This is a genomic window from Thermococcus coalescens, from assembly GCF_055392585.1.
Window position 1 is genome coordinate 1,735,983 of the sequence record NZ_AP043764.1, and the last position, 16,691, is coordinate 1,752,673.

Sequence of the window (16,691 nt, forward strand, 5' to 3'; positions counted from 1 at the left end):
CTTATCTCTTCTTGTGGTGAAGTTTAGTGGGTGGTGGCGTTGGCTCTCTTGCCTCTCGCAGGGATGTTCATATTTGGAGGGAAGAAAAAGGAAGAGAAAAGAGAAGAGTCAACTGTACCAAAAGGTCTAAGGGGGAAGGTATCCGTCGTGGTTCAAGAACACGGAAAAGGTCTATACTACCTGCTCAGCCGCGCAACACCGGATCAGGATCTTGCAAAAATAGCGAGGATCCTTGACCACAACCCGCGCACAGGCAAGCCGGGCGTAATACAAGAGGCGGAGTACAAAAAATTATGCATACAAAGCAACTCCCGAGGAAGAAATAATCACAGTCCATTACCCTCTGCTCCACGCGTTCCTCGCGGTCGCAATGGCATACCACACGGGTGTTCACAGCAGTAAAGCCGCCAAGGCGGTGGAAGATCTGCTAAACGCGCTCTACGAAAACAGGAGGGACTATGCATACATAAAGCAGAACTACAAGCGACTGGCAGGTGCGCTCGCACACCACGCAGGGAGGAGGGGTCTGACCGTAGATCGTGAAAAAACCACGAATGTAATGGAAACCGCTTTTGAAAAGACCTTCAAGATCATAGACAAGCTGCTTCCAGAAGTAACGGAAGAGAACCTGGAGATACTCGGGAGAGCAATACACTACCACATTGACGATCCCTTTGTCGTTCTCCGGAACGCGGGCATCGACATCGAGCCGGAGCTTGAGGAGTTCCGTCAGTTCTTGGCGGAGATCAGCGGGAAGAAGATAGAGGAAAAGCCAGAACATTCGTTCCAGAAAGGGGCCAAAGGGGCTGAAGATGCCAAACTCGAAGTCCTCTCAATCCTCCAGGCTTTGGAGTTCGCGGACTACTCTGAAAATGCAAAAGAAAAAGCTATTCAAAAGCTCTCCGCGAGAATTACCGAGCTTTCTAAAGGCGACCCAACACCGGAGAACCTCCTAAAGCTCGGCCTCTATGCCTATGCAATCGAGATAATAAAGTGGGGCGAGTTCAACAGGGCGGAGGAGATAAAGAAACTCTGAGAGTTTAAAGCTCCCTGAAAACCTTTTCGAGAACAGGGTCCGAAATCTTATACCTGCCGTCCTTTTCTCCATGTAGCCAGACTTCACAAGGTTCTCAAGCAGAGACGAGAAGTTGGAGTCGTTGACGTAGCCGAGCTTGAGCGTCAGGTAGCCCTTGATGTCCTTCCAGCGGGAATAGCCGAGGCTTATAGCCTTCAGTATCACCCTGTACCTCGGACTGTAGGCGAAAAGCTTTGACAGCTCGCTGTTCACAACTGATTTCGCCTCCCTGAGAACTCCCTCGATAGCCTTTTCGTGTCCTATCCCCTCTCGTGACCCTGACGTAGCCGTAGAGGGTCAGCCAGCGGACTATTCCGTCCAGTTCCTCAACGGCTGCGTCAATCTCGCGCTCGCTTACCCTAACTTCTCCTCCTCAAAGCCCTTTCTCAGAAACTCGGCGCTCAGCTCTGAACTGAACCTGTCGGGGGTTATGTCGTGGTGGTGCCTGCCGAAGAGCGGAGCGTTCGGATCATTGAACTTAAGGAAGTCGAAGAGCAGGCCCACTTCCGAGCCCGTCAGGACGAAGGTCAGGTTCTCGAGGTTGTCAATTGCGTAAGCTAAAATTCCGTCGTACTTCGTCACACCACCGAACCGGAGGTACTGGGCCTCGTCGAACGCTATGATGATCCTTCCTGCCCTTTCCCCGTACTCGTTGAGGGCCTCCAAGAGCTCAGTTATCGAGAACTCCTTTGAAGTTATCTCAATCCTAACCCCTGACACGCTTACTCCTCTAACCCTTTCGAGGAAGACTCTTGCCTCTTCGATGATCCTTCGCTTTCTGCTCATCGCCGAGAGCAGCATCTTCCCGATGACGTACCTGTTTACGGAGGAGAACTCCGAGTAGGTCTTTCGCACGTCTGTCTTGATTGATGGGTTAGGAAGCTCATTGAGGGCAACGTTTAGGAGGGAGCTTTTCCCGAGTCTCCTGAGCCCGAGGAGAAGGATTAACCTCTCGCCGCGTTCTATCGCCTCTTCGACCTCCTTAAGCTCCCTCTCCCTGTCAAACAGTTCTTCCCTCTTCGTCTTTGGGTAAGGTGAGAACAGCATTAACTTGCACCCCCCCAAGTTAAAAGCTTTTCCCGGAAACTTCGTCTTCGCAAAGTTTCATCAAAGTTCGTGGTTCCTATTAAATCGCCAGATTGGGTAGGATTCCCTTGAGAAACGAACACTGGGGTGGCTGTGAATTCCATTTTCGTTAATTTGCATTTTAAATGGAGTCCAACTTGAATCGACGCTCAGAGGGTGTCACTGGAGAGGAACTCCCTGAGAGTAGGCAATATTGAGAGAATTTACTTTCAAAACAGCCTGTAAAAAAGAATCCACTCGTGCTTTGGTATCTTAAAAAGAAAAAAGAACCACGAACCTTGATCAAACTCAACGGGACTGTCGTCCCGTGCGTTAAAGCTCCGCTTCAACGTCGCGCAGGCGAAGTTTGTTTGCAAAAAAGTTGCATACATTCCAGACTAAAAAAGGGTTGCAGCCTTCGAAAGCCTTTTAAATACTCTCCATAGACCCCAGTTCAGCGTTGAAGTGACCACAGCGAAGGATGACGGAAAAATGGCCTGGCACGTCTTCATTCCGGATTCACTCCTCGAAGAGACCGATGATCCGAAGATCAGGACGTACAAGGTCGGACAGGTAGCCAGGGCCTGCGCGATATTCGGCGTCGAGCACATCTGGATATACAAAGCAGGCGGCAGGGACGGAAGGTTCATAAAGACGATCCTCGAGTACGCGGAAACGCCCCAGTACCTCAGGAAGAAACTGTTTCCGCTGATGCCTGAGCTCAGGTACGTCGGCGTTATCCCGCCGCTCAGGACGCCGCACCACAAGCTCAAGGGAAAACCTAAGGTGGGCGAAATCCGCGAGGGCTTCGCCTTCAGGAAAGGACGCAGAACCTACGCGGACATCGGCCTCGACGACCTCGCGATGGTCGAGGGGGACGTTGAAGGGCGTGCGACCTTCAGGATCGTCTCGGTAAGGCCGCTCAGGGTGATACCGGCGAAACCAGAGGAGTACTGGGGATACAAAGTGCACCTAACGAGAAAGTCACTGGCGAAAACACTTAAAAAGGCCGGGCTGGATTTGGTCATCGCGACCTCGCGGAAGGGTCGCGACGTTCGAGAGGTGAAGCTTCCCCCGCTGGAGGGGGAGGTCGGATTCGTCTTCGGCTCACCGAGGAAGGGCGTGATGGAGCTCCTCGGCGAGGAGGAATATGACTTTGATCTAATCCTCAACACGGTTCCGAATCAGCGGACCAAAACGGTCCGCACCGAGGAGGCTTTGCTAGCCACACTCGCGGTGTTTAATCTCATAAGGAGGGATTGAGATGGGAAAAATACACAGGCCAAGGAGAGGTTCACTGGCTTACTCCCCTAGAAAGAGGGCCAAGAGCATAGTCCCGAGAATCAGGAAGTGGCCGCAGGACAGCGAGGTCAGGATGCTTGGATTCGCCGGCTACAAGGCTGGCATGACCCACATCCTCATGATAGACGACAGGCCAGGGCTCACCAAGGGCAAAGAAGTCTTCATGCCGGTCACTATCGTGGAAGTCCCGCCGCTCTTCGTCTACGGCATCAGGGCCTACAGGCAGGGCTACCTCGGACTTGAGACCGCCACCGAGGTCTGGTTCCACGAGCTCAACGACTACGTTAAAAGGCGCATAAAGACCCTGCCCAAGGAGTACGGTGAGGAGGCGTTCAAGGAGAAGCTCGATCAGCTCGAGGATCTCGTCAACGACGGCGAGATAGTTGACATCCGCCTTCTCGTCCACACCCAGCCGTGGCTCATCAAGCTCAAGAAGAAGCCCGAGGTCATGGAGTACGCCATCGGCGGCGACGACGTCAAGGCGAAATTTGAATACGCCAAGGAGAAGATCGGCAAGGAGCTCCGCGCGGGTGAGGTTCTCCACGAGGGTGAGCTCCTCGACGTCATAGCGGTCACCAAGGGCAAGGGAACCCAGGGCCCGGTCAAGCGCTGGGGCATTAAGATACAGTTCCACAAGGCCCAGCGCGCTGGAAAGGCCAGGCACGTCGGTAACCTCGGTCCGTGGCACCCGACCAGGGTCATGTGGACCGTCCCGCAGGCCGGTCAGATGGGCTTCCACCACAGGACCGAGTTCAACAAGAGGCTCATAGCCATAGGCGAGAACGGCAAGCTCAAGCTCGGGGACAAGGACGAAATAGACATCACCCCGAAGGGTGGCTTCCCGCACTACGGGATCATAAGGAGCGACTTCCTCATGATACAGGGAACCGTGCCGGGTTCCTTCAAGAGGATCATCAGGGTCAGGCCGGCCATCAGGCCGCCGAAGAAGAAGCCGCCGGTTGAGAGGCCGCAGATAACCTACGTCAGTAGGGAATCCAAGCAGTGAGGTGAGATAGATGAAGGTTAAGGTTTTCAATCTCGAAGGCGAGCCTGTGGAGGAGATAGAGCTTCCAAAGGTCTTTGCCACTCCATTCAGGCCCGACCTCATCAGGAGGGCTGTCATCGCCTCATGGACCCACAGGATACAGCCGCAGGGCAGGGATCCGATGGCCGGTAAGAGGCGCGTTACCGAGAACATCGGAAAGGGCCACGGCATGGCGAGGGTTGAGAGGATAAAGACCTCCCCGAGGTTTGCCGCATTCGTCCCCTTCGCGAGGGGTGGAAGGAGAACCCACCCGCCCAAGGTTGAGAAGATAATCTGGGAGGACATCAACAAGAAGGAGCGCAGGCTTGCCATTATGAGCGCCATAGCTGCAACGGCCAACTACGACCTCGTCAGGGCCAGGGGGCACATCGTTGACAACGTCCCGCAGGTTCCCCTCGTTGTCGTTGACGACCTCGAGAAGGTCTTCAAGACAGCCCAGACCAGGGAGATATTCAAGAAGCTCGGTGTCTGGGACGACATCGAGAGGGCCAAGAAGAACACCAAGATAAGGGCTGGTAAGGGCAAGATGCGCGGAAGGCGCTACAAGAAGGCCAAGGGGCCGCTCATCGTCGTTGCAAAGAACGAGGGAATCGTCCAGGGAGCGAGGAACCACCCGGGCGTTGACGTCGTTACCGTTGAGAACCTCAGTGCCGAGCTGCTCGCCCCGGGTACCCACCCCGGAAGGCTCACGGTCTGGACGAAGGGAGCTATTGAGAGGCTTAGGGAGATTTACGGGTGATGAGAGATGGATCCGTACAAGGTCATCATAAAGCCGGTCGTCACGGAGAAGGCCGTGGCGATGATTGAGAACGAGAACAAGCTCACCTTCATAGTGGACAGAAGGGCAACCAAGGCCGACATCAAAAGGGCCGTGGAAGCGATGTTCGAGGTCAAGGTCGAGAAGGTCAACACCCTTATAACAATGAGGGGAGAGAAGAAGGCCTACGTGAAGCTCAAGCCCGAGTACAGCGCAAGTGAGGTTGCTGCCAGGATAGGATTGTTCTGACGGGGTGAGTGAGATGGGAAAGAGTTTGATTCAGCAGAGGAGAGGTAAGGGAACCACGACCTTTAGAGCCCCCTCCCACAGGTACAGGGGCGCCGTCAGGTACGTTCCGCTCAACCTTACCAAGGAGAAGACCCTCGTCGGCAAGGTCGTCGAGATACTCCACGACCCGGGAAGGACCGCTCCGGTCGCCCGCGTCAAGTTCGAGAACGGCATGGAAAAGCTCATAATAGCCCCCGAAGGAGTCCTTGTCGGTGAGGAGATAGCCATCGGGCCGAACGCCCCGATCAAGATAGGCAACACCCTCCCGCTGGCAATGATACCCGAGGGAAGCTACGTCTACGACATCGAGGGAGTTCCGGGTGACGGCGGCAAGTACGTTCGCGCTGGCGGTGCCTATGCGCTCGTCGTCAGCAGGGAGAAGGACAAAGTCATAGTCCAGCTTCCGAGCGGTGAGCTCAAGCAGTTCAACCCGATGTGCAGGGCCACCATAGGCGTTGTCGCCGGCGGTGGAAGGCTCGAGAAGCCCATCGTTAAGGCCGGTAAGGCCTACTACATCGCCAAGGCAAGGAACAGGTTCTGGCCGAAGCCGAGGGGTGTCAAGATGAACGCCGTCAACCACCCGCACGGTGGTAAGGAGCACCACATCGGAAGGCCGAGCACCGTTTCGAGGCGCGCCCCGCCCGGAAGGAAGGTCGGTCACATAGCCGCGAGAAGAACGGGTAGGAGGAAGTGATGAAGATGGCGAGAAAGAAGGAGTTTAAGTACAGGGGTTACACCTTCGAGGAACTGCTCAACATGTCACTGGAGGACTTTGCCAAGCTCCTCCCGGCTAGGCAGAGAAGGAGTCTCAGGAGGGGCCTTTCGCCGGAGCAGAAGAAGCTCCTCAGGAAGATAAGGCTTGCCAAGAAGGGCAAGTACAAGAAGCCGATCAGAACCCACAGCAGGGACATGGTCATCCTTCCCGAGATGGTCGGCATGACCATCCACGTCTACAACGGAAAGGAGTTCGTCCCAGTTGAGATCAAGGAGGAAATGATAGGCCACTACCTCGGCGAGTTCGCCCTTACGAGGAAGATAGTCCAGCACGGCTCACCTGGTGTCGGTGCGACCAGGTCGTCAATGTTCGTGGCCATCAAGTGAGGTGGTATAGATGAGCAGGGGCAGGTTTTCCTACTCATTCCAAAATTTTGACCCGGACAGGATGGCTCGCGCCAGCGGAAGGGATCTCAGGATCTCCCCCAAGCACAGCGTCGAGCTCCTCAGGGAGATAAGGGGCATGATGCTCAACGATGCCCTCAAGTACCTCGACGACGTTATCGCCCTGAAGAGGCCCGTTCCAATGAGGCGCTTCAACGACAGCCAGGGTCACAAGCAGGGCAAGGGCTTCGGTCCCGGTCGCTACCCGGTTAAGGTCGCCAAGGCCGTCAAGAAAGTGCTCCTCAACGCCAAGAACAACGCCGAGCAGAAGGGTCTCGACCCGGACAGGCTCAAGATAATCCACGCGGCTGCCCAGCGCGGTCCAGTGCTCCGCGGATACATTCCGAGGGCCTTTGGAAGGGCCACACCGTTCAACGAGCAGACCACCCACATCGAGATAGTCGTTGAGGAAGTTAGGAGGTGAGACTTTTGGCGATCGAGAGATACTTTATCAAGGAAGGCGTTAAGGAGATGCTCATCGACGAGTACCTCGAGAAGGAGCTCAGGCGTGCCGGCTACGGCGGAATAGACATCAAGAAGACCCCACTTGGAACCAAGGTCATCATCTTCGCCGCCAACCCCGGCTACGTTATAGGCAGGGGTGGCAGGCGCATTAGGGAGCTCACCAGGACCCTTGAGAGGCAGTTCAACCTTGAGAACCCCCAGATCGAGGTTGAGGAGATCAAGAACCCCTACCTCAACGCCAAGGTTCAGGCCGTCAGGCTTGCCCAGGCCCTTGAGAGGGGCATCCACTTCAGGAGGGCAGCTTATTCAGCCATAAGGGCCATCATGAGGAACGGCGCCAGGGGTGTTGAGATCCGCCTGAGCGGAAAGCTCACCGGTGAGAGGGCCAAGAGCGTCAGGTTCTACCAGGGCTACCTCGCCAAGGTTGGAAACCCGGCTGAAACCCTCGTCAGCAAGGGCTACGCCCAGGCCAAGCTCAAGCTCGGCGTCATCGGCGTCAAGGTCTCCATCATGCCGCCCGATGCCAAGCTCCCGGACGAGATAGAGGTTATAGAGAAGGTTCAGGAAGAGGTGAGCACCAATGAAGCCGAGTGAGATTAGGGAGATGAGCATCGAGGAGATCGACAAGAAGATCAGGGAGCTCCGCCTTGAACTCGCCAAGGAGAGGGGTGTGCTCACCATGGGGGCTTCTCTTGAGAACCCCATGGTCATCCGGAACATCAGGCGCGACATCGCGCGCCTGCTGACCATAAAGAAGGAGAAGCTTAGGGAGAAAAGGTGATGGTTAGTGCCTAGGATTGTTAACCCTCTGGATGAGATGCTCTTTAAGGAGGTCCTGAAGGAGCAGCAGAGAATTAGAGTCTACATAGAGAAAGCCCGCTACGGAAAGCTTAAAACCATAATCGAGGGCATAGACGAGAAGGAGTTTGACCTCGAAGATATAGCCAAAAAGCTGAAGGCGAAGCTGGCATGCGGCGGAACGGTAAAGAAGGGAAGGATAGAGCTCCAGGGAGACCACAGAGAAAGGGTCAAGAAGCTGCTGGGAGACCTTGGATTTTCAGAGGACTTGATAGAAATCGAGTGACGGCAAAGAACATCATCTGGAGCGAGCTCATAGGGCTGAAAGCAAAAATTATAAGGGCATCTCATCCAGAGCTGGTTGGCATCGAGGGCTACGTCCTTGACGAGACGAGGAACACCCTCACCATCGGCGGTGAGAGGGTCTGGGTTATCCCGAAGGACGTGGTGGAGCTCGAGTTTGAAGTTGGCGATAAAAGGATCCGGATCAACGGAAAAGAGCTGATTGGAAGACCCGAGATGAGATTGAAGAAGAGGTGGCGAAAATGAGAGAGATCGGATTGAATGTTCAGCCTCCCGCTGAGAAGTGCGACGATCCGCACTGCCCCTGGCACGGGCACCTCAAGATACACGGCAGGTACTTCGAGGGCATCGTTGTTAGCGACAAGGGCAAGAAGACCATCGTCGTCGAGAGGCAGCACTACCACTACCTCAAGAAGTACGAGAGGTATGAGCTCAGGAGGAGCAAGGTTCACGCTCACAACCCGGAGTGCATAGACGCCAAGGTCGGTGACAGGGTTCTCATCGCCGAGACCAGGCCAATAAGCAAGACCAAGAGCTGGGTTGTTGTTGCAGTCACCAAGAGGGCTGGCGAGAGGTGATATAGATGGCGAAGAAGGGTGCAGGTGCTACGAGAGGTATTAGCCCGGTCAGGCCAACTCGCGCTCTTCCGATAGGCGCTTACCTCAAGGTTGCCGACAACAGCGGTGCCAAGGTCATCCAGATCATAGGTGTCGTTGGCTACAGGGGAACCAGGAGGAGGCTCGCCTCAGCCGGTGTGGGCGACATGGTCATCGCCGCCGTCAAGAAGGGAAGACCGGACATCAGGCACCAGGTGGTCAGGGCCGTTGTCGTCAGACAGAGGAAGGAGTACAGGCGCCTTGATGGCATGCGCGTCAAGTTCGAGGACAACGCGGCAGCGATAGTCACCCCCGAGGGTGTCCCGAGGGGAACTGAGATCAGGGGTGCCATAGCAAGGGAAGCCGCCGAGCGCTGGGTCAGGCTCGGGAGCATAGCGAGCATAGTGTTGTGAGGTGAGAATGATGAAGTTGAAGACGAGACAGCCCAAGAAGCAGAGGAAGTTCCTCTACAACGCTCCCCTTCACCTTAGGAGCAAGATAATGGCCGCCACTCTGAGCCCGGAGCTCAGGAACAAGTACGGTGTGAGGAGCCTTCCGATCAGGGAGGGCGACAAGGTTCGCGTTATGCGCGGCGACTTCAAGGGCAAGGAAGGCAAGGTCCTTGAGGTTGACCTCAAGAGGTACAGGATACACATCGAGGGAGTCACCCAGAAGAAGGTCGACGGAACCGAGGTCTTCTACCCGATCCACCCGTCGAACGTTATGATAATAGACCTCAACCTTGAGGACGAGAAGAGGGAGAAGATAATTAATAGGAGGGCTGGTTGATGGCGAGGAAAGGAGCCAAGAGGCACCTTAAGAGGCTTGCCGCTCCGAATCAGTGGTACATCTCAAGAAAGACCTACAAGTGGGCGGTCAGGCCGAGGCCGGGTCCGCACAGTATGAGGACCTCCATACCGCTCCTCTACATAGTCAGGGACTACCTCGGCTATGCCAAGACCGCCCGCGAGGCCAGGAAGATACTCAACGAGGGCAAGATACTCGTTGACGGCCGCGTCAGGAAGGACTACAAGTTCCCGGTCGGAATCATGGACGTCGTTTCCATCCCCGAGACCGGCGAGCACTACAGGGTTCTTCCGAACAGGATCGGCAAGCTCATACTCCACCCGATAAGCGAGAAGGAAGCGGGCATCAAGCCGCTCAGGATAAGCAACAAGAGAATGGTCAAGGGTGCGAAGGTACAGCTCAACCTCCACGACGGAAGCAACCACCTCGTTACAATGGACGACAAGGACAAGTACAGGACGGCCTACACCGTCCTCATGAAGGTTCCGGAGAGGGAGGTCATTGAGGTCATCCCGTTCGAGGTAGGAGCCTACGTCTTCGTTACCCAGGGTAAGAACGTCGCAAGGAAGGGTAAGGTCGTTGAGGTCAGGCAGTTCCCGATGGGCTGGCCGGACGTCGTCACCATCGAGGACGAGAACGGTGAGCTCTTCGACACGCTGAAGGAGTACGCCTTCGTCGTTGGTAAGGACAAGCCGGAGATTTCCCTTCCGTGAGGTGAGATGAGATGCAGATCAACAGAGAGGCTATCCTTGCAGACTGGGAAGCTCACCCGATGAGGAAGCCCAGGATTGCGAAGGTCACCATAAACATCGGTGTCGGCGAGAGCGGTGAGAGGCTCACCAAGGCCGAGAAGATGCTGGAGCAGCTTGTCGGTCAGAAGCCGATAAGGAGAAGGGCCAGGCAGACCAACAAGGACTTCGGAATCAGGCGCGGAGAGCCGATAGCGGTCAAGGTCACCCTCCGCGGCGAGAAGGCCGAGGAGATGCTCAAGAGACTCCTCGCTGCTGTTGACAACAAGCTTAAGGCGAGCAACTTCGACGAGCACGGCAACTTCTGCTTTGGAATAGACGAGCACATCAACATACCGGGCGTTGAGTACAACCCAGAGATAGGCATCTTCGGTATGGACGTCTGCGTCACCCTTGAGAGGCCCGGCTTCAGGGTTGCCAAGAGGAAGAGGCAGAGGAAGAAGATACCGAACAGGCACAAGCTGACCAAGGAGGAGGGTATCGTCTTCGCTATGGAGGAGTTTAAGGTTACCGTGGAGGGATTGTGAGATGGCGAAGGCTGACTACAACAAGAGGAAGCCCAGGAAGTTTGGGAAGGGTGCGAGAAGGTGCATGCGCTGCGGCCAGTACGGCCCGATAATCAGGATACACGGCCTTATGCTCTGCAGGCACTGCTTTAGAGAGATAGCCCCCAAGCTGGGCTTTAAGAAGTACGAGTGAGGTGAGAGGAGATGACTTTGCTTGACCCGCTGGCGAACGCTCTCTCCCACATAACCAACAGCGAGAGGGTCGGAAAGAAGGAGGTCTACCTCAAGCCGGCCTCCAAGCTCATAGGAGAGGTCCTCAGGGTTATGCAGGAGAACGGCTACATCGGTGAGTTTGAGTTCATAGACGACGGAAGGGCGGGCATCTACAGGGTGCAGCTCATAGGAAAGATCAACAAGGCTGGAGCGATAAAGCCGAGGTTCCCCGTTAAGGCCAGGGAGTACGAGGCATGGGAGAAGAGGTTCCTTCCGGCCTTCGAGTTCGGTATCCTCATAGTCTCGACCTCCCAGGGCATCATGACGCACAAAGAGGCCATCGAGAAGGGAATCGGCGGAAGGCTGATAGCCTACGTCTACTGAGGTGAGAGAGATGCCGATAGACGCGTGGGTAAGGGAAGAGGTTGAGATTCCGGAGGGAGTCGAGGTCACCGTTGAGAACAACGTCGTCAAGGTCAAGGGTCCGAAGGGCGAGCTCGAGAGGGAGCTCAGGTACCCGGGCGTTCAGATCTTCACCGAAGACGGTAAGGTCGTCGTCTTCAAGGAGTTCCCGAGGAAGCGCGACATAGCCATAGCCAGAACCTTCAAGGCCCACATAACCAACATGATCAAGGGCGTCACCGAGGGCTTCACCTACAAGCTCAAGGTCGTTTACAGCCACTTCCCGATGACCGTCAAGGTTCAGGGTGACGAGGTTGTCATTGAGAACTTCCTCGGTGAGAAGAACCCGAGGAGAGCCAAAATACTTCCGGGAGTCACCGTCAAGGTCATGGGCCAGGAGGTCATCGTCGAGGGCATAGACAAAGAGGCGGTCGGCCAGACCGCTGCGAACATCGAGCAGGCTACCAGGATAACCAAGTGGGACAGGCGTGTCTTCCAGGATGGAATTTACATCGTTGAGAAGGCTGGTAAGCCGATAAAGTTCTGAGGTGTGAGAAATGAACGAGAAGGCGAGACTCCTTAGGATAAGGGCCAGGATCAAGAGGAAGAAGCCCCGCTTCCTCAGGCAGGAGTGGTGGCGCTATCCGAAGTTCAAGAACGACCCGAAGTGGCGCAGGCCCAAGGGAATCGACAGCAAGATGAGGCTCAAGAAGAAGGGTAAGGCCAGGTCACCGAGCATAGGCTGGAGCTCACCGAGGCTCGTTAGGGGACTCCACCCGAGCGGGTATGAGGAAGTCCTCGTCCACAACGTCAAGGAGCTTGAGGCCATCGACCCGACCAGGCAGGCCGCCAGGATAGCCAGAACCGTTGGTGCCAGGAAGAGAGAGGCGATACTTGCCAGGGCGAAGGAGCTCGGTGTGAAGGTTCTTAACGCGAGGTGAGACTCATGCTCAAGATGCAGAGAAGGATTGCCGCTGATTTGTTGAAGTGCGGTGAGAACAGGGTCTGGATCGACCCGGAGAGGATTGACGACGTAGCGGCTGCCATCACTAGGGAGGACATCAAGAGGCTCATCAACGACGGCGTCATAAAGAAGAAGCCCGTCAAGGGACAGAGCAGGGCTCGCGCCAGGGCCTATCAGGAGGCCAGAAAGAAGGGACGCCACAGGGGCCCCGGAAGCAAGAAGGGTAAGAAGACCGCCAGGATGGGCAAGAAGGAGCGCTGGATGATGACCATCCGCGCCCTCAGGAAGGAGCTCAGGAAGCTCAAGGCCGAGGGCAAGCTCGACGAGCACGCCTACAGGAGGCTCTACATCCGTGCCAAGGGCGGCCAGTTCAAGAACAAGAGGCAGCTCTACATGTTCATGCAGGAGCACGGTATCTTGAAGGAGTGAGGTGAGAGAGATGGCACACGGACCGAGGTATAGGGTTCCGTTCAGGAGGAGGAGAGAGGGTAAGACTAACTATCACAAGAGGCTCGCCCTCCTCAAGTCTGGCAAGCCCAGGCTTGTTGTGAGGAAGACCCTGAACCACCACGTCGCCCAGATAGTCGTTTACGACCCGAAGGGCGACAGGACTGTAGTCTCAGCCCACACCAGGGAGCTTATGAGGGACTTTGGCTGGAAGGGCCACGGCGGCAATACCCCGAGTGCCTACCTGCTCGGTCTCCTCATAGGCTACAAGGCCAAGAAGGCTGGAATAGATGAGGCCATCCTCGACATAGGTCTCCACCCGCCGACCAGGGGTTCAAGCATCTTTGCTGTCCTCAAGGGAGCCGTTGACGCTGGACTCAACGTCCCGCACAGCGAGGAGATCTATCCGGAGGACTACAGGATAAACGGCGAGCACATAGCCAACTACGCCAAGGCCCTCAAGGAGGAGGACGAGGAGAAGTACAGGAAACAGTTCTCAGGATACCTCGTCAAGGGCCTTGATCCGGAAAAGCTCCCCGAGCACTTTGAGGAGGTCAAGGCGAGGATAATCGAGAAGTTTGAGGAGGCGAGAGAATGAGCGACCCGAGGGAGATCGCCCAGAGGGTTTTGGAGGAGTGGGAGCCGAGGACCAAGCTCGGTCAGCTCGTCAAAGAGGGCCAGATAACTGACATTCACGAGATATTCCGCAAGGGGTACCAGATCAAGGAGCCGGAGATAGTGGACGTCCTCCTTCCGGAGGTCAACCTCAGGGAGAACCAGGAGGTTCTCGACATAGCCCTCACCGTCAGGATGACTGACAGCGGCAGGAGAATCCGCTTCAGGGTTCTCGCGGCTGTCGGCAACAGGGACGGCTACGTTGGCCTCGGAATCGGCCACGGCAAGGAGGTTGGAATAGCCATCAGGAAGGCCATCAACTACGCCAAGATGAACATCATAGAGATCAAGCGCGGCTGTGGAAGCTGGGAGTGCCGCTGTAGGAGACCGCACTCAATTCCGTTCGCCGTCGAGGGCAAAGAGGGAAGCGTTAAGGTCAAACTCATGCCCGGACCGCGTGGTCTCGGCCTTGTCATCGGTGACGTCGGCAAGAAGATACTCAGCCTCGCTGGAGTCCAAGACGTCTGGTCGCAGAGCCTGGGTGAGACCAGGACGACAGTCAACTTCGCCAAGGCAGTCTTCAACGCGCTCTACAACACCAACCGCGTTGCGATTCAGCCGGGCATGGAAGAGAAGTACGGTATCATTGTCGGAAGGGAGATGACAGCCAACTTTGAGCTGGAGTGAGGTGAGAGAGGATGGCAAAGCTTGCACTAATCAGGCTTAGGAGCGGGATAAGGGCGAGGGGTGAAGTCAGGGACACTCTCGCCATGCTCCGCCTCCACAGGATCAACCACCTCGTCCTCGTCGACGACAACCCGAGCTACAAGGGAATGGTTCAGAAGGTCAAGGACTACATCACCTGGGGTGAGATTGACGCAGAGACCCTTGCCAAGCTCATCAGGAAGAGGGGCAGGCTCATCGGCAACAGGCCGGTAACCGACGAGTACGTCAAGGAGAAGCTCGGTATTACCATCGACGAGTTCGCCAAGAAGGTCGTTGACGGCGAGATGAAGCTCACCGACCTGCCGAACATCAAGCCGGTCTTCAGGCTTCACCCGCCGAGGGGCGGCCTCAGGGGCAGCAAGAAGCGCAGCTTTAAGGAAGGCGGTGCCCTCGGCTACCGCGGCGAGAGGATAAACGACCTCATTGAGAGAATGCTCTGAGGTGGCGAGAGATGATAAGGAGAAAGAAGAAGGTTAGGAAGCTCCGCGGAAGTCACACTCACGGATGGGGCTGCAAGAAGAAGCACCGCGGCGGCGGTAGCAAGGGCGGTAAGGGAATGGCAGGAACCGGAAAGAGGAAGAACACCAAGTGGACCTGGACAATCAAATACGCCCCGGATCACCTCGGCAAGAGGGGCTTCCACAGGCCCAAAGCCGTCCAGTACACTCCAAAGACCATAAACCTCAGCGACATAGACGAGAACCTCACCCTCTTCCTTGATATGGGCGTTGCCTACGAGGAGGAGGGGAAGATAGTCGTTGACGTCACCCAGCTCGGCGTTGACAAGGTTCTCGGCACCGGGAAGCTCACCAAGCCCCTTACCATCAAGGCCTACTACGTCACCCCGAAGGCCGAGGAGAAGATAAAGGCCGCTGGCGGCGAGGTTCTCCTCGCCTGACCCCTTTAATTTAACTTTTGGCGGGTGTTAATCATGGGGTTCAGAAACGTAGTGTTCGCGATTGAAAGGTACTTCCCCGAGGTGGAGCGGCCCAAGAGGCACGTGCCGCTCAAGGAGAAGTTTATGTGGACGGGAATCGTTCTGCTGCTGTACTTCGTACTCGCCGAGATTCCGCTCTATGGAATCCCTGCACAGATCCAGGACTACTTTGCCACGCTCAGGTTCGTCCTCGCAGGAAGGAGTGGTTCTCTTCTGACGCTCGGTATTGGACCGATAGTCACCGCGAGCATCATCATGCAGCTTCTCGTTGGTTCCGAGATAGTTCACCTTGATCTCTCCAATCACGAGGATAGGAGGTTTTATCAGGCCGCTCAGAAGCTGTTTGCAGTCTTCATGAGCTTCTTCGAAGCAGCCATATACGTCTTTGCCGGTGCCTTCGGTAGGGTGGATACCGGCCTCGGCGCCTTCCAGACCGTGACGACACCCGCCGGTGAGGCGTACATCGGACTCGGCCTAGCGATACTCATCATACTCCAGCTTGGATTCGCCTCCGTGATGCTCATCCTCCTCGATGAGCTCGTGAGCAAGTGGGGTATCGGAAGCGGTATCAGCCTCTTCATCGCCGCGGGTGTTTCACAGACCGTCATTACGAAGGCCCTGAACCCCGCAACGACCCCTGACTATATCGACCCCGTCACAGGAGGGCCTGCGATAATAGGTGCCATCCCCGCCTTCATACAGCACCTGTTCTACGGCGACCTCACGGGTGCACTTTACAGGGGAACGCTGCCGGATATGATGGATCTGCTGGCCACCATAGTCGTCTTCCTTGTGGTTGTCTATCTTGAGAGCATGCGCGTCGAGATACCGCTCAGCTACGGCCGTGTTACCGTTCGCGGAAGGTATCCGATAAGGTTCATGTACGTCAGCAACATCCCGATCATCCTGACCTTTGCCCTCTACTCCAACATCCAGCTCTGGGCCAGGCTCCTCAACAGCTTCGGCTACACCTTCCTCGGAACCTTCGACCAGAACGGCTATCCCCTGACCGGTTTCGTCACGTACCTCTATCCACCGAGGGACATCTACCATGTTATAGCCGACCCAGGAAGGGCTCTGGTCTACGCGCTGATGACGATCTTCTGGTCGATACTCTTTGGATTCCTGTGGGTTGAGCTGACAGGTCTTGACGCCAGGAGCATCGCCAGACAGCTTCAGAGCGCCGGCCTCCAGATTCCGGGATTCAGGCGCGATCCTAGGATACTGGAGAGGGTGCTCAACAGGTACATCCCCTACGTCACCTTCTGGGGTTCGTTCACCCTGGCAATAGTGGCAGTGCTGGCGGACTTCCTTGGAGCCCTTGGTACGGGAACGGGAATCCTCCTTACGGTGGGTATCCTCTACAGGTTCTATGAGGAGATAGCCAGAGAACAGGCCACCGAGATGTTCCCGGCTTTGAGGAGGTTCTTCACCAAGTGAGTCTTTCTTTTCTTTCACAAAACCTTTTAAACC

At 55.9% G+C, this 16,691-nt stretch carries 30 protein-coding genes; 28 read left to right on the forward strand and 2 right to left on the reverse strand.

The annotated features are described in order from the left end of the window. Positions 1–30: 30 nt before the first annotated feature. Positions 31–402, forward strand: a complete 372-nt coding sequence (locus tag ACZ5M3_RS09640; protein WP_464839399.1) for a hypothetical protein — start codon at positions 31–33, stop codon at positions 400–402. A 13-nt stretch (positions 403–415) separates the two neighbouring features. Beyond that, entirely contained in the window at positions 416–1,036 is a 621-nt protein-coding gene (locus tag ACZ5M3_RS09645; RefSeq protein WP_464839400.1) for a hypothetical protein, read from the forward strand. On the opposite strand, the gene ACZ5M3_RS09650 is transcribed toward ACZ5M3_RS09645, so the two are convergent. Next, the gene (locus ACZ5M3_RS09650) at positions 953–1,288 is read right to left on the reverse strand and encodes a hypothetical protein (RefSeq protein WP_464839401.1); all 336 of its coding nucleotides are present in this window, start codon (positions 1,286–1,288) and stop codon (positions 953–955) included. The two genes, ACZ5M3_RS09645 and ACZ5M3_RS09650, sit on opposite strands and share 84 nt — an antisense overlap. Positions 1,289–1,429: 141 nt before the next feature. Further along, positions 1,430–2,122 (reverse strand): ATP-binding protein, encoded by a 693-nt coding sequence (locus ACZ5M3_RS09655; protein WP_464839402.1) that lies wholly within the window; start codon positions 2,120–2,122, stop codon positions 1,430–1,432. A 510-nt stretch (positions 2,123–2,632) separates the two neighbouring features. Between ACZ5M3_RS09655 and ACZ5M3_RS09660 the strand changes: the two genes are divergently transcribed. The 26 genes from ACZ5M3_RS09660 to secY are packed head-to-tail and all read left to right on the forward strand — an operon-like array spanning position 2,633 to position 16,658. Next, entirely contained in the window at positions 2,633–3,403 is a 771-nt protein-coding gene (locus tag ACZ5M3_RS09660) for a putative RNA uridine N3 methyltransferase (RefSeq protein ID WP_464840898.1), read from the forward strand. A 1-nt stretch (position 3,404) separates the two neighbouring features. Beyond that, positions 3,405–4,448 carry a 50S ribosomal protein L3 gene (locus ACZ5M3_RS09665; protein ID WP_464839403.1) on the forward strand — a complete coding sequence of 348 codons (1,044 nt, stop codon included), beginning with the start codon at positions 3,405–3,407 and terminating at the stop codon, positions 4,446–4,448. 10 nt (positions 4,449–4,458) lie between these two features. Then, complete coding sequence (gene rpl4p, locus ACZ5M3_RS09670) at positions 4,459–5,226, forward strand: 50S ribosomal protein L4 (RefSeq protein ID WP_074631425.1); 768 nt, start codon at positions 4,459–4,461, stop codon at positions 5,224–5,226. Between the two features lie 6 nt (positions 5,227–5,232). Then, positions 5,233–5,493 (forward strand): 50S ribosomal protein L23, encoded by a 261-nt coding sequence (locus ACZ5M3_RS09675; RefSeq protein ID WP_055429651.1) that lies wholly within the window; start codon positions 5,233–5,235, stop codon positions 5,491–5,493. Positions 5,494–5,506: 13 nt separating this feature from the next. Continuing rightward, entirely contained in the window at positions 5,507–6,226 is a 720-nt protein-coding gene (locus ACZ5M3_RS09680; RefSeq protein ID WP_074631423.1) for a 50S ribosomal protein L2, read from the forward strand. A 5-nt stretch (positions 6,227–6,231) separates the two neighbouring features. Then, positions 6,232–6,633, forward strand: a complete 402-nt coding sequence (locus tag ACZ5M3_RS09685; RefSeq protein WP_464840899.1) for a 30S ribosomal protein S19 — start codon at positions 6,232–6,234, stop codon at positions 6,631–6,633. Between the two features lie 10 nt (positions 6,634–6,643). Next, positions 6,644–7,114: a 50S ribosomal protein L22 gene (gene rplV, locus ACZ5M3_RS09690; RefSeq protein WP_464839404.1), complete on the forward strand. Its 471-nt coding sequence runs from the start codon at positions 6,644–6,646 to the stop codon at positions 7,112–7,114. A 5-nt stretch (positions 7,115–7,119) separates the two neighbouring features. Further along, positions 7,120–7,749, forward strand: coding sequence for a 30S ribosomal protein S3 (locus ACZ5M3_RS09695; protein ID WP_297090996.1), 630 nt, complete (start codon positions 7,120–7,122; stop codon positions 7,747–7,749). Next, positions 7,736–7,936, forward strand: coding sequence for a 50S ribosomal protein L29 (gene rpmC, locus ACZ5M3_RS09700; RefSeq protein WP_167894555.1), 201 nt, complete (start codon positions 7,736–7,738; stop codon positions 7,934–7,936). Before ACZ5M3_RS09695 ends, rpmC begins: the two co-directional genes overlap by 14 nt. Before the next feature lie 36 nt (positions 7,937–7,972). Beyond that, positions 7,973–8,239: a stress response translation initiation inhibitor YciH gene (gene yciH, locus ACZ5M3_RS09705; RefSeq protein ID WP_206204009.1), complete on the forward strand. Its 267-nt coding sequence runs from the start codon at positions 7,973–7,975 to the stop codon at positions 8,237–8,239. Next, positions 8,125–8,502, forward strand: coding sequence for a ribonuclease P protein component 1 (locus tag ACZ5M3_RS09710; protein WP_464839405.1), 378 nt, complete (start codon positions 8,125–8,127; stop codon positions 8,500–8,502). The genes yciH and ACZ5M3_RS09710 overlap by 115 nt, the downstream gene beginning before the upstream one ends. Further along, positions 8,499–8,834 carry a 30S ribosomal protein S17 gene (locus ACZ5M3_RS09715; protein WP_464839406.1) on the forward strand — a complete coding sequence of 112 codons (336 nt, stop codon included), beginning with the start codon at positions 8,499–8,501 and terminating at the stop codon, positions 8,832–8,834. Before ACZ5M3_RS09710 ends, ACZ5M3_RS09715 begins: the two co-directional genes overlap by 4 nt. A gap of 5 nt (positions 8,835–8,839) precedes the next feature. Further along, positions 8,840–9,265 (forward strand): 50S ribosomal protein L14, encoded by a 426-nt coding sequence (locus ACZ5M3_RS09720; RefSeq protein ID WP_464839407.1) that lies wholly within the window; start codon positions 8,840–8,842, stop codon positions 9,263–9,265. 10 nt (positions 9,266–9,275) lie between these two features. After that, positions 9,276–9,641, forward strand: coding sequence for a 50S ribosomal protein L24 (rplX, locus tag ACZ5M3_RS09725; RefSeq protein ID WP_464839408.1), 366 nt, complete (start codon positions 9,276–9,278; stop codon positions 9,639–9,641). Continuing rightward, entirely contained in the window at positions 9,641–10,372 is a 732-nt protein-coding gene (locus ACZ5M3_RS09730) for a 30S ribosomal protein S4e (RefSeq protein WP_464839409.1), read from the forward strand. Before rplX ends, ACZ5M3_RS09730 begins: the two co-directional genes overlap by 1 nt. An 11-nt stretch (positions 10,373–10,383) precedes the next feature. Further along, entirely contained in the window at positions 10,384–10,935 is a 552-nt protein-coding gene (locus ACZ5M3_RS09735) for a 50S ribosomal protein L5 (protein ID WP_464839410.1), read from the forward strand. Position 10,936: 1 nt separating this feature from the next. Further along, positions 10,937–11,107 carry a 30S ribosomal protein S14 gene (locus ACZ5M3_RS09740; protein ID WP_014012546.1) on the forward strand — a complete coding sequence of 57 codons (171 nt, stop codon included), beginning with the start codon at positions 10,937–10,939 and terminating at the stop codon, positions 11,105–11,107. Between the two features lie 11 nt (positions 11,108–11,118). Beyond that, positions 11,119–11,511, forward strand: coding sequence for a 30S ribosomal protein S8 (locus tag ACZ5M3_RS09745; protein WP_464839411.1), 393 nt, complete (start codon positions 11,119–11,121; stop codon positions 11,509–11,511). 10 nt (positions 11,512–11,521) lie between these two features. Continuing rightward, positions 11,522–12,076: a 50S ribosomal protein L6 gene (locus ACZ5M3_RS09750; protein WP_297090976.1), complete on the forward strand. Its 555-nt coding sequence runs from the start codon at positions 11,522–11,524 to the stop codon at positions 12,074–12,076. A 10-nt stretch (positions 12,077–12,086) separates the two neighbouring features. Further along, positions 12,087–12,470, forward strand: a complete 384-nt coding sequence (locus ACZ5M3_RS09755; RefSeq protein WP_297090974.1) for a 50S ribosomal protein L32e — start codon at positions 12,087–12,089, stop codon at positions 12,468–12,470. Positions 12,471–12,475: 5 nt separating this feature from the next. After that, positions 12,476–12,922 (forward strand): 50S ribosomal protein L19e, encoded by a 447-nt coding sequence (locus tag ACZ5M3_RS09760; protein ID WP_464839412.1) that lies wholly within the window; start codon positions 12,476–12,478, stop codon positions 12,920–12,922. Between the two features lie 10 nt (positions 12,923–12,932). Further along, complete coding sequence (locus ACZ5M3_RS09765; RefSeq protein ID WP_464839413.1) at positions 12,933–13,538, forward strand: 50S ribosomal protein L18; 606 nt, start codon at positions 12,933–12,935, stop codon at positions 13,536–13,538. Further along, positions 13,535–14,242 carry a 30S ribosomal protein S5 gene (gene rpsE, locus ACZ5M3_RS09770; protein WP_464839414.1) on the forward strand — a complete coding sequence of 236 codons (708 nt, stop codon included), beginning with the start codon at positions 13,535–13,537 and terminating at the stop codon, positions 14,240–14,242. The genes ACZ5M3_RS09765 and rpsE overlap by 4 nt, the downstream gene beginning before the upstream one ends. 11 nt (positions 14,243–14,253) lie before the next feature. Beyond that, positions 14,254–14,721 carry a 50S ribosomal protein L30 gene (locus tag ACZ5M3_RS09775; protein WP_464839415.1) on the forward strand — a complete coding sequence of 156 codons (468 nt, stop codon included), beginning with the start codon at positions 14,254–14,256 and terminating at the stop codon, positions 14,719–14,721. 11 nt (positions 14,722–14,732) lie between these two features. Beyond that, positions 14,733–15,179, forward strand: coding sequence for an uL15m family ribosomal protein (locus ACZ5M3_RS09780; RefSeq protein ID WP_297090964.1), 447 nt, complete (start codon positions 14,733–14,735; stop codon positions 15,177–15,179). Positions 15,180–15,212: 33 nt separating this feature from the next. Then, positions 15,213–16,658 (forward strand): preprotein translocase subunit SecY, encoded by a 1,446-nt coding sequence (gene secY / locus ACZ5M3_RS09785; RefSeq protein ID WP_464839416.1) that lies wholly within the window; start codon positions 15,213–15,215, stop codon positions 16,656–16,658. Positions 16,659–16,691 lie beyond the last annotated feature (33 nt).

Excerpts from the sequence above, each read along its gene's own strand:
- ACZ5M3_RS09655 (WP_464839402.1), bottom strand. The coding sequence starts at position 2,122 with ATGCTGTTCTCACCTTACCCAAAGACGAAGAGGGAAGAACTGTTTGAC.
- ACZ5M3_RS09660 (WP_464840898.1), top strand. The coding sequence starts at position 2,633 with ATGGCCTGGCACGTCTTCATTCCGGATTCACTCCTCGAAGAGACCGAT.
- ACZ5M3_RS09665 (WP_464839403.1), top strand. The coding sequence starts at position 3,405 with ATGGGAAAAATACACAGGCCAAGGAGAGGTTCACTGGCTTACTCCCCT.
- rpl4p (WP_074631425.1), top strand. The coding sequence starts at position 4,459 with ATGAAGGTTAAGGTTTTCAATCTCGAAGGCGAGCCTGTGGAGGAGATA.
- ACZ5M3_RS09675 (WP_055429651.1), top strand. The coding sequence starts at position 5,233 with ATGGATCCGTACAAGGTCATCATAAAGCCGGTCGTCACGGAGAAGGCC.
- ACZ5M3_RS09680 (WP_074631423.1), top strand. The coding sequence starts at position 5,507 with ATGGGAAAGAGTTTGATTCAGCAGAGGAGAGGTAAGGGAACCACGACC.
- ACZ5M3_RS09685 (WP_464840899.1), top strand. The coding sequence starts at position 6,232 with ATGGCGAGAAAGAAGGAGTTTAAGTACAGGGGTTACACCTTCGAGGAA.
- rplV (WP_464839404.1), top strand. The coding sequence starts at position 6,644 with ATGAGCAGGGGCAGGTTTTCCTACTCATTCCAAAATTTTGACCCGGAC.
- rpmC (WP_167894555.1), top strand. The coding sequence starts at position 7,736 with ATGAAGCCGAGTGAGATTAGGGAGATGAGCATCGAGGAGATCGACAAG.
- yciH (WP_206204009.1), top strand. The coding sequence starts at position 7,973 with ATGCTCTTTAAGGAGGTCCTGAAGGAGCAGCAGAGAATTAGAGTCTAC.
- ACZ5M3_RS09710 (WP_464839405.1), top strand. The coding sequence starts at position 8,125 with ATGCGGCGGAACGGTAAAGAAGGGAAGGATAGAGCTCCAGGGAGACCA.
- ACZ5M3_RS09715 (WP_464839406.1), top strand. The coding sequence starts at position 8,499 with ATGAGAGAGATCGGATTGAATGTTCAGCCTCCCGCTGAGAAGTGCGAC.
- ACZ5M3_RS09720 (WP_464839407.1), top strand. The coding sequence starts at position 8,840 with ATGGCGAAGAAGGGTGCAGGTGCTACGAGAGGTATTAGCCCGGTCAGG.
- rplX (WP_464839408.1), top strand. The coding sequence starts at position 9,276 with ATGAAGTTGAAGACGAGACAGCCCAAGAAGCAGAGGAAGTTCCTCTAC.
- ACZ5M3_RS09730 (WP_464839409.1), top strand. The coding sequence starts at position 9,641 with ATGGCGAGGAAAGGAGCCAAGAGGCACCTTAAGAGGCTTGCCGCTCCG.
- ACZ5M3_RS09735 (WP_464839410.1), top strand. The coding sequence starts at position 10,384 with ATGCAGATCAACAGAGAGGCTATCCTTGCAGACTGGGAAGCTCACCCG.
- ACZ5M3_RS09740 (WP_014012546.1), top strand. The coding sequence starts at position 10,937 with ATGGCGAAGGCTGACTACAACAAGAGGAAGCCCAGGAAGTTTGGGAAG.
- ACZ5M3_RS09745 (WP_464839411.1), top strand. The coding sequence starts at position 11,119 with ATGACTTTGCTTGACCCGCTGGCGAACGCTCTCTCCCACATAACCAAC.
- ACZ5M3_RS09750 (WP_297090976.1), top strand. The coding sequence starts at position 11,522 with ATGCCGATAGACGCGTGGGTAAGGGAAGAGGTTGAGATTCCGGAGGGA.
- ACZ5M3_RS09755 (WP_297090974.1), top strand. The coding sequence starts at position 12,087 with ATGAACGAGAAGGCGAGACTCCTTAGGATAAGGGCCAGGATCAAGAGG.
- ACZ5M3_RS09760 (WP_464839412.1), top strand. The coding sequence starts at position 12,476 with ATGCTCAAGATGCAGAGAAGGATTGCCGCTGATTTGTTGAAGTGCGGT.
- ACZ5M3_RS09765 (WP_464839413.1), top strand. The coding sequence starts at position 12,933 with ATGGCACACGGACCGAGGTATAGGGTTCCGTTCAGGAGGAGGAGAGAG.
- rpsE (WP_464839414.1), top strand. The coding sequence starts at position 13,535 with ATGAGCGACCCGAGGGAGATCGCCCAGAGGGTTTTGGAGGAGTGGGAG.
- ACZ5M3_RS09775 (WP_464839415.1), top strand. The coding sequence starts at position 14,254 with ATGGCAAAGCTTGCACTAATCAGGCTTAGGAGCGGGATAAGGGCGAGG.
- ACZ5M3_RS09780 (WP_297090964.1), top strand. The coding sequence starts at position 14,733 with ATGATAAGGAGAAAGAAGAAGGTTAGGAAGCTCCGCGGAAGTCACACT.
- secY (WP_464839416.1), top strand. The coding sequence starts at position 15,213 with ATGGGGTTCAGAAACGTAGTGTTCGCGATTGAAAGGTACTTCCCCGAG.